Origin of the sequence: Pseudomonas indica NBRC 103045 (assembly GCF_002091635.1) — a bacterium.
GTDB classification, from domain to species: Bacteria; Pseudomonadota; Gammaproteobacteria; order Pseudomonadales; family Pseudomonadaceae; genus Pseudomonas_M; species Pseudomonas_M indica.
In genome coordinates this window covers 83,584-101,327 of the sequence record NZ_BDAC01000001.1, presented here as the reverse complement: position 1 = coordinate 101,327, position 17,744 = coordinate 83,584, and the positions used below count along the sequence as shown (strand labels likewise).

Annotated in this window: 14 protein-coding genes; all 14 read left to right on the top strand. The window is 64.8% G+C overall.

Going from position 1 to position 17,744, the window contains the following annotated elements; all coding sequences use genetic code 11:
- Window positions 1-192: 192 nt before the first annotated feature.
- The 14 genes from glnE to PIN01S_RS00360 all read left to right on the top strand — a co-directional run bounded on the left by glnE (window position 193) and on the right by PIN01S_RS00360 (window position 17,723).
- Window positions 193-3,138: a bifunctional [glutamate--ammonia ligase]-adenylyl-L-tyrosine phosphorylase/[glutamate--ammonia-ligase] adenylyltransferase gene (glnE, locus tag PIN01S_RS00425; RefSeq protein WP_084332862.1), complete on the top strand. Its 2,946-nt coding sequence runs from the start codon at window positions 193-195 to the stop codon at window positions 3,136-3,138.
- 43 nt (window positions 3,139-3,181) lie between these two features.
- Window positions 3,182-4,105, top strand: coding sequence for a branched-chain amino acid transaminase (locus PIN01S_RS00420; RefSeq protein ID WP_084332861.1), 924 nt, complete (start codon window positions 3,182-3,184; stop codon window positions 4,103-4,105).
- Between the two features lie 84 nt (window positions 4,106-4,189).
- Window positions 4,190-5,233, top strand: a complete 1,044-nt coding sequence (waaF, locus tag PIN01S_RS00415; RefSeq protein WP_084332860.1) for a lipopolysaccharide heptosyltransferase II — start codon at window positions 4,190-4,192, stop codon at window positions 5,231-5,233.
- Window positions 5,234-6,232, top strand: coding sequence for a lipopolysaccharide heptosyltransferase I (gene waaC, locus PIN01S_RS00410; RefSeq protein ID WP_084332859.1), 999 nt, complete (start codon window positions 5,234-5,236; stop codon window positions 6,230-6,232). It abuts the gene before it with no gap.
- Window positions 6,233-6,338: 106 nt separating this feature from the next.
- On the top strand, window positions 6,339-7,460 hold the full coding sequence (locus PIN01S_RS00405) for a glycosyltransferase family 4 protein (protein WP_084332858.1): 1,122 nt from the start codon (window positions 6,339-6,341) through the stop codon (window positions 7,458-7,460).
- Window positions 7,457-8,263 carry a lipopolysaccharide core heptose(I) kinase RfaP gene (rfaP, locus tag PIN01S_RS00400; RefSeq protein WP_084332857.1) on the top strand — a complete coding sequence of 269 codons (807 nt, stop codon included), beginning with the start codon at window positions 7,457-7,459 and terminating at the stop codon, window positions 8,261-8,263. Before PIN01S_RS00405 ends, rfaP begins: the two co-directional genes overlap by 4 nt.
- Window positions 8,263-8,997 carry a lipopolysaccharide kinase InaA family protein gene (locus tag PIN01S_RS00395; protein ID WP_084332856.1) on the top strand — a complete coding sequence of 245 codons (735 nt, stop codon included), beginning with the start codon at window positions 8,263-8,265 and terminating at the stop codon, window positions 8,995-8,997. Before rfaP ends, PIN01S_RS00395 begins: the two co-directional genes overlap by 1 nt.
- Window positions 8,994-9,746: a lipopolysaccharide kinase InaA family protein gene (locus PIN01S_RS00390; protein ID WP_084332855.1), complete on the top strand. Its 753-nt coding sequence runs from the start codon at window positions 8,994-8,996 to the stop codon at window positions 9,744-9,746. The genes PIN01S_RS00395 and PIN01S_RS00390 overlap by 4 nt, the downstream gene beginning before the upstream one ends.
- A complete protein-coding gene (locus PIN01S_RS00385; protein WP_084332854.1) occupies window positions 9,743-11,197 on the top strand; it encodes a lipopolysaccharide kinase InaA family protein in 1,455 nt (484 codons plus the stop codon). Before PIN01S_RS00390 ends, PIN01S_RS00385 begins: the two co-directional genes overlap by 4 nt.
- A 12-nt stretch (window positions 11,198-11,209) precedes the next feature.
- Complete coding sequence (locus PIN01S_RS00380) at window positions 11,210-12,967, top strand: carbamoyltransferase family protein (protein ID WP_084332853.1); 1,758 nt, start codon at window positions 11,210-11,212, stop codon at window positions 12,965-12,967.
- Window positions 12,951-14,081: a glycosyltransferase gene (locus tag PIN01S_RS00375; protein ID WP_084332852.1), complete on the top strand. Its 1,131-nt coding sequence runs from the start codon at window positions 12,951-12,953 to the stop codon at window positions 14,079-14,081. Before PIN01S_RS00380 ends, PIN01S_RS00375 begins: the two co-directional genes overlap by 17 nt.
- Before the next feature lie 41 nt (window positions 14,082-14,122).
- Complete coding sequence (locus PIN01S_RS00370) at window positions 14,123-15,391, top strand: CDP-glycerol glycerophosphotransferase family protein (protein WP_084332851.1); 1,269 nt, start codon at window positions 14,123-14,125, stop codon at window positions 15,389-15,391.
- Between the two features lie 27 nt (window positions 15,392-15,418).
- Complete coding sequence (locus PIN01S_RS00365; protein WP_084332850.1) at window positions 15,419-16,531, top strand: capsular polysaccharide export protein, LipB/KpsS family; 1,113 nt, start codon at window positions 15,419-15,421, stop codon at window positions 16,529-16,531.
- 4 nt (window positions 16,532-16,535) lie between these two features.
- Window positions 16,536-17,723, top strand: a complete 1,188-nt coding sequence (locus tag PIN01S_RS00360) for an O-antigen ligase family protein (protein WP_084332849.1) — start codon at window positions 16,536-16,538, stop codon at window positions 17,721-17,723.
- Window positions 17,724-17,744: the final 21 nt, after the last annotated feature.

Genomic DNA, 17,744 nt, shown 5'->3' with positions numbered 1-17,744 from the left:
GGCACCTTTTGGGTGCAGCGGCTAATTCTTGGATTAACCGGGGGTAGGACCGGCCGCGTGTAGTTTTACTACAAATTGACGGCCGTTTCAGCAGTCCGGACACATTCATCAGTAGTAAAACTACAATCGGGGCGGCAGAAGCCGCGAAAAAATGTGGCTGGCCCACCGTTTTGCGCCCCGAAAGGATAGACCATGAGCCTGCCTTCGCCGGTCGATCTGCCGGCCTCCCTGCTGCCCCTCGCCGACCGTGCCGAGCGTTCCTTCCAGGCTGCCGTCGAGGCGCTCGGCGCTGAAGTCGCCGGGTATTTTTCCGCCTGGCCGGAGGCGCGGCGACAGGATTTTCGCCGCGTCTGCGCGAACAGCGAATTCGTTGCCGAACAGGCCCTGCGCGATCCGGAAATGCTGCTGGCATTGGCCGAGGCGGGGGAGCTGGAGCGTTCGCTGAACCCCGGCGAGCTGCGCCAGCAACTGGTCGAGACCCTCGATGGCTGCGTCGATGAAAATGAGCTGGCGCGCCGCCTGCGTCGCTATCGGACCCGCCAGCAGGTGCGCATCATCTGGCGCGACATCACCCGTCGGGCCGATCTCAAGGAGACCTGCCGCGACCTCAGCGATCTCGCCGATGCCGGTATCGACCTGGCTTATCGCTGGCTTTACGAGCAACTCAGTGCGCAGTCGGGAGTGCCGACCGGCGCCCGCTCCGGCACGCCGCAGCACATGGTCATCCTCGGCATGGGCAAGCTGGGGGCGGTGGAGCTGAATCTGTCGTCGGACATTGATCTGATCTTCGCTTATCCCGAAGGGGGCGAGACGGTCGGTGCCAAGCGCGCGTTGGACAATCAGGAGTTCTTCACCCGGCTCGGACAGCGGCTGATAAAGGCGCTGGACGCCATTACCCTGGATGGCTTCGTCTTCCGCGTCGATATGCGTCTGCGTCCTTACGGTTCGTCCGGTGCCCTGGTGCTCAGCTTCAGCGCCCTGGAGCAGTACTACCAGGACCAGGGTCGCGACTGGGAACGCTACGCCATGATCAAGGCGCGGGTGGTGGGCGGCGACCAGGTGGCCGGCAAGCAGTTGCTGGAGCTGCTGCGTCCGTTCGTCTATCGGCGCTACCTGGATTTCTCCGCCATCGAGGCGCTGCGCAACATGAAGCAGCTGATCCAGCAGGAAGTGCGGCGCAAGGGCATGGCGGAGAACATCAAGCTGGGCTCCGGTGGCATTCGCGAGGTGGAGTTCATTGCCCAGGCGTTCCAACTGATCCATGGCGGGCGTGACCTCAGCCTGCAGCAACGCCCCCTGCTCAAGGTGCTGGCGACCCTGGAGGGACAGGGTTACCTACCGCCGGCGGTGGTCGCCGAACTGCGCGACGGCTACGAATTCCTCCGCTATACCGAGCACGCCTTGCAGGCCATCGCCGACCGGCAGACGCAGATGCTGCCGGACAGCGACCTCGACCGCGCGCGGGTCGCCTGCATCCTCGGTTTCCCGGACTGGATGAGTTTTTTCGAGCGTTTGGCGTTCTGGCGGGGCCGGGTCGATTGGCACTTCCGCCAAGTGATCGCCGACCCCGATGAAGAGGACGGCGCGCCGAGTGAAAGTTCGCCGGGCAGCGAATGGCTGCCGTTGTGGGAAGAAGCCCTGGATGAAGAATCCGCCTGCCGCCAGTTGAGCGAGGCGGGTTTCGCCGACGCGCCGGCGGCCTGGAAGCGCCTCGCCGGGTTGCGCAACGGTCCGCAGGTGCGGGCCATGCAGCGTCTGGGTCGCGAACGCTTGGATGCCTTCATTCCGCGTCTGCTGACCATGGCGGTGGAACACGGTGAGCCCGATCTGGTGCTGGAACGGGTGCTGCCGCTGGTCGAGGCGGTGGCGCGGCGTTCGGCTTATCTGGTGCTGCTCAGCGAGAATCCCGGCGCGCTGGAGCGCCTGCTCATGCTGTGCGCGGCAAGCCCGTGGATCGCCGAGCAAATCACACGCTTTCCTTTATTGCTTGATGAATTGCTCAACGAGGGACGGCTCTACAGTCCACCGCAGGCACCGGAGCTGGTCGCCGAGCTGAGCGAGCGGCTGATGCGCATTCCCGAGGACGACCTTGAGCAGCAGATGGAGGCGCTGCGGCACTTCAAGCTGGCCCACGGGCTGCGGGTGGCGGCGTCGGAAATCGCCGGGACCCTGCCGCTGATGAAGGTTAGCGACTACCTGACCTGGCTGGCCGAGGCGATTCTCGAGCAGGTGCTGGCGCTGGCCTGGCGGCAGAGCGTGGCCAAGTACGGCACGCCGCGCCGACCGGACGGCAGCCTGTGCGATCCGGATTTCATCATCGTCGGCTACGGCAAGGTCGGCGGAATCGAACTGGGGCACGGCTCCGACCTAGACCTCGTGTTCATCCACGACGGCGATCCGCAGGCCGAGACCGATGGGCCCAAACCCATCGACGGCGCCCAGTTCTTCACCCGTCTCGGCCAGCGGATCATCCACCTGCTGACGACGCAGACTCCGTCCGGGCAGCTTTATGAAGTCGACATGCGCCTGCGGCCAAGTGGCGCAGCGGGGTTGCTGGTCAGTTCGCTGGGCGCCTTCCAGCGCTACCAGGAGAACGAGGCCTGGACCTGGGAGCACCAGGCCCTGGTGCGCGCCCGGGTGCTGGTTGGCTGCCGGCGGGTCGGGGCTGCGTTCGAGCAGGTTCGCGCCGTTGTGCTCGGCCGTCCGCGCGAGCTGGAGGCGCTGCGCACCGAAGTCAGCGAGATGCGCGCCAAGATGCGCGACAACCTGGGAACTCGGGAAACGGCTGGCGGCACCTCGGCGGACGCTTTCGAAGCCTCCGCTCCGTTCGATCTGAAGCAGGACGCCGGTGGTATCGTCGATATTGAATTTATGGTGCAATACGCGGCCCTGGCCTGGTCGCACCGGCATCCGGAGCTGCTGCGCTACACCGACAACATCCGCATCCTCGACGGCCTCGGCGAAGCCGGCCTGTTGCCCGGCGCGGATGTGCAGCTCCTGCAGGAGGCCTACAAGGCCTACCGTTCGGCGGCCCACCGACAGGCGCTGCAGAAACAGCCGGGCGTGGTGAGCGGGGACCAGTTCCAGGCCGAGCGTCGCGAAGTGCTGCGCATCTGGCGGGAACTGGGACTCGGTTAGAATTCAGGCTGCATGAATCGAATTTTTTGAGGAGCTGGCAACTATGTCGATGGCCGATCGTGATGGCGTGATCTGGTATGACGGCGAACTGGTGCCGTGGCGCGACGCTACCACCCATGTGCTGACCCATACCCTGCACTATGGCATGGGCGTGTTCGAGGGCGTGCGTGCCTACAACACCCCGCAGGGCACGGCGATCTTCCGTCTGCAGGCGCACACCGACCGGCTGTTCGATTCCGCCCACATCATGGGCATGAAGATTCCCTTCACCAAGGACCAGATCAACGAGGCGCAGCGCGCCGCCGTCCGCGAGAACAACCTGGAAAGCGCCTACCTGCGCCCGATGGTGTTCTACGGATCGGAAGGCATGGGGCTGCGCGCCACCGGCCTGAAGGTCCATGTGATCGTCGCCGCCTGGAACTGGGGTGCCTACATGGGCGACGAAGCCCTGCAGGTCGGCATCAAGGTGCGCACCAGCTCCTTCACCCGTCACCACGTGAACATCTCCATGACCCGCGCCAAGGCCAACGGTCACTACATCAACTCCATGCTGGCCCTGCAGGAAGCCCTGTCCGCCGGCGCCGACGAAGCGCTGCTGCTCGACCCGGAAGGCTATGTGGCCGAGGGCTCCGGCGAGAACGTGTTCATCGTCAAGGACGGTGTGGTCTACACCCCGGAAGTCACCGCTTGCCTGAACGGCATCACCCGTAACACGGTGCTGCGTCTGGCCGACGAGCTGGGCATCAAGCTGGTCGAGAAGCGCATCACGCGCGACGAGGTGTACATCGCCGACGAGGCGTTCTTCACCGGTACCGCCGCCGAAGTGACCCCGATCCGTGAAGTCGACGGCCGCCAGATCGGTGCCGGCCGCCGTGGTCCGGTGACCGAGAAGCTGCAGAAGGCCTACTTCGACCTGGTGACCGGCCAGACCTCCGCCCACGCCGAGTGGCGCACCCTGGTCAAGTAAGCCGCAAGCCACGGCCGCAAGCTGCAAGTACTCCGGTGCTTTTGCAGCTTGTAGCTTGAGGCTTGCCGCTTGAAGCTGCCTTTTATGAAGATACTAATCATCGGTCCCAGTTGGGTCGGCGACATGGTGATGGCGCAGACGCTGTTCATCTGCCTGAAACAGCGCCATCCCGACTGTGAGATCGACGTGCTCGCCCCCGAGTGGAGCCGGCCGATCCTCGAACGCATGCCCGAAGTGCGTGAGGCGCTGAGCTTCCCGCTCGGCCATGGCGTGCTCGACGTGGCGACCCGTCGCTCGCTCGGCCAGTCGCTGCGCGGCCGCTACGATCAGGCGATCCTCCTGCCCAATTCGCTTAAGTCTGCGCTGGTGCCGTTCTTCGCCGGCATTCCCAAGCGCACCGGCTGGCGGGGCGAGATGCGTTTCGGCCTGCTCAACGACATCCGCAAGCTGGACAAGGCGCGCTACCCGCTGATGATCGAGCGCTTCATGGCGTTGGCCTACGAGCCGGGCGCCGAGCTGCCCAAGCCGTATCCGCGACCGGCGCTGCGCATCGATCCGGCCAGCCGCGACGCGGCGCTGGCCACGTTCGGTCAGTCCCTGGACCGTCCGGTGCTGGCCCTCTGCCCGGGCGCCGAGTTCGGCGAGGCGAAGCGCTGGCCAGTGGAGCACTACGCCAAAGTCGCCGAGGTGAAGATCCGTGCCGGCTGGCAGGTCTGGCTGTTCGGCTCGAAGAACGACCGGGCGGTGGGCGAGGAAATCCGTGCCCGGCTGATTCCCGGTCTGCGCGAAGAGGCATGCAACCTCGCCGGCGATACCACCCTCGCCGAGGCCATCGACCTGATGTCTTGCGCTTCGGCAGTGGTGTCCAACGATTCCGGCCTGATGCACGTGGCCGCCGCGCTGAACCGCCCGCTGGTAGCTGTCTACGGCTCCACGTCGCCGCAGTTCACGCCGCCGCTGGCCGAGCAGGTGGAAGTCGTCCGCCTGGGCCTGGATTGCAGCCCCTGTTTCGATCGCACCTGCCGCTTCGGTCACTACAACTGCCTGCGCGAGCTGAAGCCGCGGGCGGTGATCGATGCGCTGGACCGCCTGGTGGGCGACCCTGCCGAACCCATCGAGGTCGAGTAAGTGCGGGTATTGCTGATCAAGACGTCCTCCCTGGGCGATGTCATTCATACCTTGCCGGCGCTGACCGATGCTGCACGAGTGATCCCCGGCATCCAGTTCGACTGGGTGGTGGAGGAGGGCTTCGCCGAGATTCCCGCTTGGCACCCGGCCGTGGCGCGGGTGATTCCGGTGGCGATCCGCCGCTGGCGCAAGAATCTCTGGCAAACCCTGCGCAACGGCGAGTGGCGGCGCTTCAAGCAGCGCCTGCGCGAGGCGAAATACGATCTGGTGATCGATGCCCAGGGCCTGCTGAAAAGCGCCTGGCTGACCCGTTACGTCAAGGCCCCGGTGGCCGGGCTCGACCGCGAGTCCGCCCGCGAGCCGCTGGCCTGCCGCTTCTATGACCGAGCTTATCCCGTGCCGCGCGAACAGCATGCCCTGGAGCGGGTGCGTCAGTTGTTCGCCCAGGCGCTGGACTACCCGCTGCCGGACGGTATCGGCGATTACGGCCTGGACCGGACGCAACTGGCCGATCCGTCGGCGCAGCCATATTTGCTGTTCCTGCATGGCACCACCTGGCCGAGCAAACACTGGCCGGAGGCCAACTGGCGTCAGTTGGCCGAGCGCATGAGCGAACTCGGCTGGGCGATCCGCCTGCCCTGGGGCAACGACACCGAGAAGGCGCGCGCCGAGCGCATCGTCGCCGGGCTGGACAAGGCCGCCGTGTTGCCCCGCCTCAACCTCGCCGGGGTGGCCAAGGTCATCGCTGGGGCGCGGGCCTGCGTGGCGGTGGATACCGGTCTCGGTCATCTGGCAGCGGCGCTGGACGTACCGACGCTGTCGCTCTACGGCCCGACCCGACCCGAGCGGGTGGGCGCCTACGGCCGTTCCCAGGTTCATCTGTGCGCCAGTGGCCCGAACGCCGGTAGCGGCGATCGCCACAAGCCCTGCTTCGATGACCTGCCGGCGGAACGTGTCGCCACCGAGCTGGAAGCCTTGCTGCTGAGCGAGGCGCCGTGAGGGTGCAGGGGCTATCAAGTGCTGCTAGGTTGCTCGCTGAAATGTCCTTGAATGGGCAGCGGCGTGCGCGACGCCAATCGACGGACCTGCGCAGCGGGGCGATCTCATGCAATTAGCTTTCATCCTTTATAAGTACTTTCCGTTCGGTGGCCTGCAGCGCGATTTCATGCGCATCGCGCTGGAGTGCCAGCGGCGCGGCCACGCCATCCGCGTCTACACCATGATCTGGGAAGGCGACATTCCGGACGGTTTCGAGGTGCTGGTGGCGCCGGTAAAGGCGCTGTTCAACCACCGGCGCAACGAGAAATTTACCGCCTGGGTGCAGGCCGACCTGGCGGAGCGGCCGGTGGATCGGGTGATCGGCTTCAACAAGATGCCGGGGCTGGACGTCTACTACGCCGCCGACCCCTGTTTTGAGGAAAAGGCGCAGACCCTGCGCAATCCGCTGTATCGCAAGTGGGGGCGCTACAAGCATTTCGCCGACTACGAGCGGGCCGTGTTCGCGCCGGAGGCCGGGACCGAAATCCTGATGATCTCCGAGGTGCAGCAGCCGCTGTTCGTCAAGCACTACCACACGCCCCGGCAGCGCTTTCACCTGCTGCCGCCGGGCATTGCCCAGGATCGCCGGGCGCCGCCGAATGCGGCGGAAATCCGTGCCGAGTTCCGCCGTGAGTTCGAACTGGGCGACGACCAGCTCCTGCTGGTGCAGATCGGTTCCGGCTTCAAGACCAAGGGCCTGGATCGCACGCTGAAAGCAGTCGCTTCCCTGCCGCGCGAGTTGAAGAAGCGTACCCGCCTGATCGTCATCGGCCAGGACGATCCCAAGCCCTTCCAGCTGCAGGTCAAGGCGCTGGGGATTTCCGAGCTGGTGCGCATCCTCAAGGGACGCAGCGATATCCCACGCTTCCTACTCGGCGCCGATCTGCTGATTCATCCGGCCTACAACGAGAACACCGGCACCGTGCTGCTGGAGGCGCTGGTCGCCGGCCTGCCGGTGCTGGTCACCGATGTCTGCGGTTATGCGCACTACATTGCCGAGGCCGATTGCGGCCGGGTGGTGCCAAGCCCGTTCGAGCAGGAGCGCCTCAACCGCATGCTCGCCGACATGCTGGCCGACGAGCGCCAGCGGGCATTCTGGCACCGCAACGGCCTAGCCTATGCCGACGAGGCCGACCTCTACAGCATGCCGCAGCGAGCGGCCGACGTGATTCTGGCGGAACGCCCATGAAGTTGATGCTGGACGAGCCGTTCAAGAGCCTCTGGGCCGGGTGCGACCCCTTCGTCGAAGTGGAACGCCTCGAGGGGCAGGTTTATCGCGAGCTGGAAGGCCGCCGGACCCTGCGCACCGAAGTCGCCGGGCGCGGCTATTTCGTCAAGATTCACCGTGGTATCGGCTGGGGCGAGATCGCCAAGAACCTGCTCAGCGCCAAGCTGCCCGTGCTCGGGGCCGGCCAGGAGTGGGCGGCGATCCGGCGGCTGGAGCAGATCGGTGTGCCGACCATGACGGCGGTGGCTTATGGCGAGCGCGGTAGCAACCCCGCCGCGCAGCATTCGTTCATCGTCACCGAAGAGCTGGCGCCGACCATCAGCCTGGAAGATTACTGCCGCGACTGGCCGAGCCGTCCGCCGGAGCCGCGTCTGAAGTGGGCGCTGATCGCCGAGATGGCGCGGATGGTCGGCACCATGCACCGCGCCGGAGTGAACCATCGCGACTGCTATATCTGCCATTTCCTGCTGCACACCGACAAACCGGTGCGTGCCGATGACTTCCGGATTTCCGTGATCGACCTGCACCGCGCCCAGACCCGTATCGCCACGCCGCGTCGCTGGCGCGACAAGGACCTGGCCGCGCTGTACTACTCGGCGCTGGAGATCGGCCTGACCCGCCGCGACAAGCTGCGTTTCCTGGCCGGCTACTTCCAGCGCCCGCTGCGGCAGATTCTCGCCGAAGAATCTCCCTTGCTGGCACGGCTGGAGCGCAAGGCCGCCAAGCTGTATGCACGCAAGCAACGCTACGGGGATGCGCTTTGATGGCGGGTTGGAAACTCGACCCGGCCTATGCCGGGCTGGCCAAGGATTTCGGCAGTCTCGACGCGGTGTTCGCCCTAACGGGGGAGCGGCTGACCAAGGACCCCCTCTCGGAAGTGATCCGCATCGAGCGTGATGGTGTGCGCTATTACGTCAAGCGTTACTGGGGCGCCGGCAAGGGGTTGCGCCGCTATCTCGGCCGTCCGCGGGTGAAAGCCGAGTGGCAGAACCTGCAGTATTTCCGCAAATGGGGCGTGCCTACCGCCCCGATCGTTGCCTGGGGCTTGGAGCGGAAGCTGGGTGCTTTCGTGCGAGGGGCGCTGATCACCCGCGAGCTAAGCGGTACCGAAGACCTCGCACTGCTCGCCAAGCGGCGCGATCCGCGTCTGGACGACCCCCGCTGGGTCGATGGCATCAGTCGGCAACTGGCGCGGGCCACCCGGACGTTGCATGACCACCATTTCGCCCACAACGATCTGAAGTGGCGCAACCTGCTGGTCAACGGAGAGGGAGAGCTGTTTCTCATTGACTGCCCGACCGGAGCCTTCTGGCGGGGGCCGCTGCTGCGCCACCGGGTCATCAAGGACCTCGCCTGCCTGGATAAAGTCGCCAAGTACCAGCTATCGCGGACCCAGCGCCTGCGTTTCTACTTGCAATACCGTGGCCGCGAGCGCCTGGGCATCTGCGACAAGCGCCGCATCGCGCGCATCCTGGCTTTTTTCGAGGGGCGGGAATGAAGAACGAGGATTTCATCGCCGAGGAAGATCGCGCGCGGCTGCGAGCCAATGGTCTGGACGATTTCGATGCCCTCTGGCAGTTGCGGCTGGAGGCGGTGGATACGCCGAATACCGAGCGCGGCGGCTGGAGCAGCGTGTTCCGCCTGGAACTCGACGGTGCCGCATACTACCTCAAGCGGCAGAGCAACCATCTCACCCGAAGCCTGGCGCATCCCTTCGGCGAGCCGACCTTCGCCCGCGAGTTCCGCAATATCCGGCGGTACCGGGAGCTGGGCATCCCCGCCTTGCAGGCCGCATTCTTCGGCATGCGCCGGATGCCCGGCGAGCAGCGGGCGATCCTTCTGACCCGTGCGCTCGACGACTGGCGTGATCTGGATAGCTGGCTCTCCACCTGGCCTACCCTTGACGCGGAACGGCGCGTGGCGATCCTGCATGCCTGCGGAGGTCTGGCCAAGCGCTTGCACGAAGCCGGGCAGATGCACGGCTGTTTCTACCCCAAGCATATTTTCCTGCGCGAGCATGACGGCGCTTTCGATGCCTGCCTGATCGACCTGGAAAAGACCCGGCCGGTCCTGTTCGGCCAGCGTGACCGGGTCAAGGATCTGGAGCCGCTGGTGCGCCGTTCGAATGCCTGGAGCGAAGCGGATGTGCGGGAGTTCCTGACGGCCTATCTGCCGGATCGGCAGGCCGTTGAGGGCTGGAGCCAGCGTTTGTCGAAGCGACAGCGGCAGAAGGAGGCGCGTCGATGAAACTGCACGAACTGTCCCGCGCCGGGCGGGCACCGGCACTACCGTTCGCCGTCGAACTTGCCGATGCCGCCGGGACGGCGACCTTGAGCATGGAGCGATTGCTGCGGGTCCTGCCGGGCCAGCGCTATGTCGGTGTCGGGGAGTGGCGCGGGAGAACGGTGCTGGCCAAGCTGCTGGTCGGTGACCGGGCAGCGCGCCACTTTCAGCGCGAGCTGAACGGCGCGCGCCTGCTGGCCGAGCAGCAACTGACCACGCCGCTGCTGCTGGTCGACGGCCTGACCGAAGGCGAGGGCGGCTGGCTGTTGTTCGATTACCTCGAAGGCGCCGAAAGCCTGTGGGATGCCTGGCGCGCGGTAGAGGGTGAGCCGCCGTTGTCCGAGGCCCAGACAGTGGTACTCGGCGAAGCCCTGGCGGCCATCGCCGGTCTGCATGCCAAGGGGCTCTGGCAGGCTGATTTGCATCTGGACAACCTGCTGCGTCACGACGGCCAGCTGTATCTGATCGATGGTGGCGCGGTGCAGGCGGAAACCCCCGGCCAGCCGTTGTCGCGGGCACGAGTGCTGGAAAACCTGGGTGTGTTCTTCGCCCAGTTGCCGGCCGGCCTGGAGCCCTTCACCGAGGAGCTGCTGGTCTACTACCTGCTCGCCAATGGCGAACATGCCCTGCCGCTGGAGGCGTTGCTCAAGGAAGTGGCCAAGGTGCGGCGTTGGCGCCTGCGCGATTATCTGGGCAAGATCGCCCGCGATTGCAGCCTGTTCAGTGCCAGGATCGGTGCGTTCGGCCTGCGTGTGATCCGGCGCGACGCCGCGGCGACGCTGGCCCCCCTGCTGGATGACCCCGATGCGGCGATCGCCCAGGGGTCTCTCTACAAGAACGGCGGCACCGCCACGGTGGCCGGTGCGGAACGGGATGGCCGGAAGCTGGTCATCAAGCGCTACAACATCAAGGGATTCGGCCATTGGCTGAAGCGCTTCTGGCGTCCGAGCCGTGCCTGGCACAGTTGGGTTGAGGGCAACCGCCTGGATTTTCTCGGCATTTCCACGCCGAAACCCTTGGCGGTGATCGAGAATCGCTGGTGCTGGTTGCGCGGCCGCGCCTGGCTGATTACCGAATATGCCGCCGGGCAAGATATAATCGCGCGTTTTCAGCCGTACCTGGCCGGTTCGCCGCCGGAAGAAGAGCTGTTGGCGCTGGATCGCCTGTTCACCGCCTTGCTGCGCGAACGCATCAGCCACGGCGATTTGAAGGGGCACAACCTGTTCTGGGACAACGGTCGCTGGCTGCTGATCGATCTCGACGCCGTGCGGCAGCATCGCAGTCCGGCACGTTTCGCCCGTGCCTATGCCAGGGACCGCGCCCGTTTTCTGCGCAACTGGCCGGCCGACTCGGCGCTGTACCGGTTGCTGGACCAACGTTTACCGCAGGCGCCCGACGCCCGCACCGAAGACTAAGAGGCTTTACCTGTGGCATTGACGATTCTCGGCCTTTCCGGCGCGCTGAGCCATGATCCTTCCGCCGCCCTGTACATCGACGGCAAGCTGATCGCCGCCGCCGAAGAAGAGCGCTTCGTGCGCGACAAGCACGCGAAGAACCGCATGCCCTACGAATCGGCCAAGTTCTGCCTTGAGCAGGCCGGTATCAAGCCGTCCGATGTCGACGTGGTGGCGATTCCCTTCGCACCCATCAGCATCTTCGAGAAAGCGCGCTGGCATTACGCCAAGCGCTACTGGTATGCCCCGGACCGCGCCCTCGACGCGATCCTCATGGGCAACCGCCGCTATTACCGCTACAAGAAACGCATCCAGTGGTGCCTGCAGCAGCTTGGTTTCGATCTGAAGAAGATCAAGATCCAGCCGGTCGAGCACCACCTGGCCCACGCTTCCAGCGCCTATCATTGCTCCGGCTTCACCGAAAAGACCGCGATCATGGGCATCGACGGCAAGGGCGAGTACGCCACCACCTTCTTCGGCTGGGGCGAGAACGGCAGGATTCACAAGATCAAGGAATTCTACGACCCGGACTCCCTCGGCGGCCTGTACGGCGCGATCACCGAGTACCTCGGCTTTGAGATGCTCGACGGCGAATTCAAGGTGATGGGCATGGCGCCCTACGGCGACGCGGCCAAGTACGATTTTTCCCGCCTGGCGACATTCGAGAACGGCGAGCTGATCATCAACACCGATTACGCCAACGTCATCGGCTTCCGCCGCTACAAGGAAAAGGGCAAGGGCTACTATTTCTCGCCCAAGCTGATCGAGTGGCTGGGGCCCAAGCGCGAAGGCGACATCGCCGATGACCCCTACATCCACTACGCCGCCAGCATGCAGGCGCTGTTCGAAAAGCTGGCGCTGGAGATGATGGACTACTACCTGGGCGACATCATCCGGGAAACCGGCCGCATCGCCTTCGCCGGCGGCTGTGCGCTCAACGTCAAGTTGAACCAGAAGATCATCGCCCGCCCGGAAGTGAAGGAACTGTTCGTCCAGCCCGCCTCCGGCGACGCCGGCACTTCGGTCGGCGCGGCGGCGTATGTCTCGCATCAGCGCGGTGTGCCGGTGGAGAAAATGGAGCACGTCTACCTCGGCCCGTCCTACAGCAACGAGGACGTCATTGCCGCCTGCGCCCGCCATCCGAACAAACCGGTGTGGAAGAAGATCGACAACATGCCGCAGCGCATCGCGCGGATCATGGTCGATGGCAACCCGGTAGCCTGGTTCCAGGGACGCATGGAGTTCGGCCCGCGCGCCCTCGGCGGCCGCTCCATCATCGGTTGCCCGAGCGTGCCCGGGGTGGCCGACCGGATTAACGAGCAGATCAAGTTCCGCGAGCGCTGGAGACCCTTCTGCCCGTCGATGCTGGACACCGTCGGCCCGCAGATGCTCAAGGTCGATCACCCGTCGCCGTTCATGACCTTCACCTTCGAAGTGCATGAAGAGTGGAAGACCCGCGTGCCGGAAGTCGTGCATGAGGACGGCACCTCACGTGCCCAGGTGCTCAAGCGCGAATACAACCCGCGTTACTACGACATGATGAAGGAGCTGGAGAACCTCACGGGCAACGGCGTGTCGCTGAACACCTCGCTGAACCGCCGTGGCGAGCCGATGATCTGCTCCCCCACCGACGCCCTGAACATGTTCTACGGTTCCGACCTTCGCTACCTGATCATGGAAGACATCTTGGTCGTCAAAGAGGGGATGGACTGGTATGACTCGGTCAGCTGAACCCCGCGTTCTGCAGTTCTGTCATGGCTATGACGGGCCGTTCCTCGACTGTGCCCGGCAATATGCCAGCCTGTTCGAAGGTAGCGGCTACCGGGTGACCACGGTGTTCCTCACCGGGGCGCCCGACCCGGACGTGGCTGCCGGCTGCGCATCCGACGAGGTGCTGTTTCTCGACTACAGCTCGAAGGAAGTGCGCGGCCTCAAGCTCGGCGCTATCCGCGACCTGCGCGAGATCGCCCGCTCGCGGGACTTCCGCTTCTGCATCGCGCACCGCTTCAAGCCGCTGTACATCGCTGCGCTGGCTACCCGCCTGCCGATCATTGGCGTGCACCATGCCTTCGGTGTGTACAAGCGCTTGCCCCGCCGCCTGTTCGCCAAACTGTTTCGCAAGCGCCTGACACTGCTCGGCGTGTCCAATGCCGTGCGCGACGACATTCGCCAATGCCTGCCCGACTGGCCGGCCGAGCGTATCGAAACGCTGTACAACCGCATCGATGTCGCGGCACTGCGTGCGCAGCAGGTCGACCGTTTGGCGGCGCGCCAGCAATTGCGCCTGCCGGAAGATGCCTGGATCGTCGGTAATGTCGGCCGCCTGCATCCGGACAAGGACCAGGCTACGCTGCTTCGCGGTTTCGCCGCGGCATTGCCTAAGTTGCCGGAGAACGCCAGGCTGGCGATTCTCGGCAGCGGCCGCCTGGAAGACGAGCTGAAGGACCTGGCGCGCGAACTGGGCATCGCCCAGCAGGTGCTGTTCCTCGGCCAGGTGCCGGAGGCACGGCGCTATTTCAAGGCGTTCGATATTTTTGCCCTGAGTTCCGACCACGAACCCTTCGGTATGGTCCTGCTGGAAGCCATGGCGGCCGGCGTACCACTGATCGCCACGGCCTGTGGCGGCGCCCGGGAAGTGGTGGAAGGGCTGGGCATCCTCTTCCCGCTGGGCGACGACATGGCGCTGGCGGAGGGCCTGGGCCACCTCAGTGCCCTGGATGCCAGGCAGCGTCGGGCCTGCGTCGCAGCGATGGATGCGCGCCTGCAAGAGCATTTCTCCGATGAGGCGGTGCGTCGCCAATTCTGGAAACTGGCCCTCCCTTCGTCGTTCAACGACGCGAAGTGATGGGTAGCACGCACGGGACCGCAGCGGACGGAAGCGCAGGGATGACGTCGACGGAAGGAACCTGGAAGGACAAGGCAAGGGCATTGGACCGCTATCGCTGGAGGCTCCTGCGCGAACGCCACACGCTGCTCGGTGCAGCACTGCGTTACGGGCGCGACGCGCTGGTCGACCTGATTTTCGGCATGCGGGCCCGGTTGCGTATGCCGGCTGCATCCCCCTCCGCTACTCCCTGCGATTTTCTACTGTTGCAAGCCTCGCCCAAGGTCATCGCTCTTCGACGCAAGAAACTGCTGATCGAGACGCTGCGCCAGCGTGGCCATCGGCTTGAGGAAGTAGCGATCGAAGCGCCGCGCGAAGTCCTGCGCCAAGCCTTGCTGGCCCGGCCACCGGAGAAGGTGCCGCTCCGTTACCTCGGTTATGCCGCGCATGCCCAGTGGTTGGTGGAGCGCTATCAGCCGCGTATCCTGCTGAACGACCGCAACGGCAGCCTGCATTCGCCGTTCCTGCGGCTGGCGCTGAATGCGCGGGGGAGCCGGCTGGTGCACTTGGCCCATGCGACCACCGTGGAAGGCTCGCGCAAGCTGGGCATGAACGACTACGACTATTATCTGATTTTCGGCCAGAGCTCCTTCGATGCCCTGGCCGGGCGCGCCCTGCGTTTCGGTAGCTGCAAGGTCGTCCTGGCCGGCTCGCACATGATCGACGATGCCTACGACCTGCCGCCGGCAACCCCTCAGTGGCGTGCCTTGCTGGTGCTCGGCGTCGGTCCGGACAAGGAAAAGGAAGCCGGTTATCAGCGCACCTATGCGCTGCTCGGCGAATGGGCCCGGCGCCATCCCGAGTACCGGATTCTGGTGAAGCGCCATCCGCGCAGCCAGGTACCGTTCTGGCAGCAACTGAGCGAGAGTTTGCCGAACTTGCAGGTTTTGCCATCGGACTGTTCGCTGTCCGACGCCCTGGCGCAAGCCTCGGTGGTCGCAAATCTGATGTCCAATGCGGTGATCGAGGCGGCGTTGGCAGGGCGCCCGGTGGTGCCGGTCAACCTCAGCGATGACCGGGACATCTTTTCCCAGCCGCGTTTTTTCGGCGAAACCGTGACCACCGCCGACGAACTGGAAGCGCGTCTGCAGGATATCGAACAGCATTATGACGACTACGTGCGGCACGCCCGCGAGTTCGTCGAATTCCATCTGGCGCATGGCTCCAAAGGGCTCGAGAACAGTGTGCGGATCCTGGAAACGCTCCTTCGGACGGGCGCGCTGGATGCGTCGGCGGCAGACGTCCGTGAGCTGCCGGGAAACTGCCGATAGGGAACAGCGATCCGCTTGGGACGAACGATGACGACTTTTCTTTTCTTTTCCTTGGCCAAGCACCAGACGATCTACTTCCGCCGTCTGCTCAATGAGACCGATCTGCGTGGCAAAGTAGTGGGGCCGCTGCAATGGCCCTTGCCGAGACCCTGGCAATGGTCGCGAGTGGCCGGCCGAATCGACTGGCCGGCGGTGATCGCGGAAAAGTGCCAGGAGCGCCTGGTCAAGCGGAAGTACGCCGGCCGCCTCTATCGCCTGCTGGTGCGTCTGGAACTGGGCGTGATGGCCTTGCGCGCGGTGGCCCTGCTGGACCGGGAAAAGCCAGATGCGGTGGTGATGTGGAACGGTTCGCACCGCTACTGCCAGGTACTGCGCGCCGTGCTGCCGGCCGGTACCCGGACCTTCTTCTTCGAGAACGGCCTGCTGCCTGATACCACTACCCTCGATCCGCGCGGGGTGAATTATTTCAACTCGGTTCCGCGGGATGCCGAGTTCTTCCTGAACTACCGCTCGCCCAGCGGTCAGCCGGGTGACGTGCAGGCCGTGCAACTGGTGCCGCGCAAGCCGAGACAGACGGGGCTGCCGGAAATCGAGCTGCCCGAACGCTTTATCTTCATCCCCTTCCAGGACGATCGCGACACCCAGGTCCGCCTGTTCTCTCCCTGGATCAAGAGCATGCGCGAGCTGTTCGCAGTCGGTGAGCGATTGGCGCAGGCTTCCGGCATTCCCGTGGTGTTCAAGGAGCATCCGTCGAGTCGCGAAAGCTATCCCGACCTGCATGAGCGGGCGGGCAAGGGCGTGCTGTTCGCCAACGGCAACAGCACCCAGGCGCTGATCGAGGCCAGTCAGTATGTGGTGACGCTCAACTCCACGGTCGGCCTGGAGAGTCTGCTGCTCGGCAAGCCGGTCATGACGCTGGGGCAGGCCTTTTTCAACATCGAAGGCCTGGTGGCGCACGCCGACTCCTTGGAAGAGGTACTGCAACTGGCGAAAGACTTCCCGAACTGGTCGCTGGACGAACGGGTGCGCCAGCACTTCTTCCAGTACATGGCGGAGGAGTACTGCATTCCCGGCAGTTGGCGCAATGCGGACCAGACGCACCTGCGCAAGGTTGCGCAGCGCATGCTTGCGTTGTCATGAGTAGATGCCTTTGATCTGTCAGCGGCGCTTGGCGACCTGGGCGTCGGCAGGGCTGGTCCTGCTGCTTTGCGCGCCCTGGATTCTTTCCAGCAACAAGCTCTATCACCAGATGATCAGCGTTTTGCTGTGGTTGCCGGCCGTGCTGTTTGTGGTGTGCCGCCGAGAGCTGCCGACGGGCTTGAAGAGCCCGGACATGGTGATCTTTCTGCTGTTCTCGGCCTGGACGCTGCTGGTCATCGCTGTGGCTGGTGGGGACCTCGGAAAGGCCAAACTACCGTTCTACGTGGGCTTGACCCTGCTCGCGATCACATTCATCGCACAAGCGGGGCGGGGGCATCTGACGTCGCTGCTGTTCTGGAGCAGCGTGGCGGGCGGCTGGGGCGCAGCGTTGTCCTGGGCAGTGTTCTATGGCGTCCAGGAGCACGCCTGGTCGGACCGGGTAATCGCTCTCGGTGTCTGGGATACACCGATCATGGCTGCCCACGCGGCCGGCGCATTGGCGCTGCTGGGGTTGTGCCTGGCGCCTGTGCGATCGAGCGGGTCGGCGATGGCGGCGATGCTGGTTGCGGCCATCGGCTATCTGCTGTTTCTGGGGTTCGGCCAGACCCGTGGCGTCTGGGTGGCGCTGGCGGCCAGCTTGCTGGTAACGGCTGCGCTGAGTCGGAGTCGTCTGATCCTGGCGGGGGTGGTCGTGATGGCGCTCGGCATGGCCGGTGTCTGGCTCGTCTGGCCAGACGTACTGCTGGAGCGCAGCCTGTCCTATCGCCCCACGTTATGGTCGGGTGGCGTTCGTCTGATGGAGGAGCACTGGCTGTTCGGGATGGGCTTCAATGAATTCCATATTCCTGTTGAGGAATTACGACGCACCTTCAAGCATCCGCACAATTTGTTCCTCAATGTCGCCATGCGCCTGGGAGTGGTCGGGCTGCTGCTGTGGTTGGCGCTGTGGGCGGCGATAGGCTGGCGGGCGCTGCGGCATTACCGGGATGAAATGGGGCGGGCACTGATTGCGCTCTGGGTCTTCTCCGGGGTGGCTTTTCTGACCGATGGCTTCGGCCCTTGGCTGAAGCCTAGCGCTGACTGGCTGTTGACCTGGCTGCCGCTGGGTTTGAGCCTGGTTCTTGCGGGTGGGCCTGCAGAGGATTCTGCGAGACCCGGCCAGCGAGGCTGGAGTAATACAGGTTTTATGTAACAACTGACTGACAAGGAGGTT